Source organism: Halomonas sp. 141, assembly GCF_002810305.1.
GTDB lineage: Bacteria > Pseudomonadota > Gammaproteobacteria > Pseudomonadales > Halomonadaceae > Vreelandella > Vreelandella stevensii.
The window spans coordinates 1-381 of the sequence record NZ_PINZ01000146.1 but is presented as its reverse complement, the minus strand read 5'-3'; the positions used below and the strand labels follow the sequence as shown (position 1 = coordinate 381).

Here is a 381-nt window from a genome sequence, read left to right as displayed (position 1 = left end):
TGCAAACTATCTGCTTCTGCAAGCTTTCGCCTAAGTGCTCCATTACAGTTCCAAGTTACAAGTTTCATAGATACAGGCAGTTAAGGAACCGCTGATCAATTCGTCTCTGAGCGGCTAAAGCACTCAGGGTGGCATATTCACCGCGTCAACGGTCACTTTCTGGCCACGGAAGGTGGCCTTTTTACCCTGGCAGCCGGGTTATCCGGCTGCCAGGCCAGATTCAAGACACACTGGCCCCGTCAGCATGGCCCTGGCATCGTCCAGCCAGCACCAAATTGCTGAGGGCGAACAGGGTGAACAGCTGGTAAGCGTTCATTCCACGACGTTCTGCCACCCCGCTAAAATTCGCCCTAAAGTAACCTCACAGTTTCCAAGCGAGGT

Annotated in this window: 1 pseudogene; it reads right to left on the bottom strand. The window is 53.3% G+C overall.

From position 1 onward, the window contains the following. Positions 1-220: 220 nt before the first annotated feature. Positions 221-361: pseudogene (locus CWI66_RS18745) on the bottom strand (IS5/IS1182 family transposase); the annotation flags it as partial. Between the last annotated feature and the right edge of the window lie 20 nt (positions 362-381).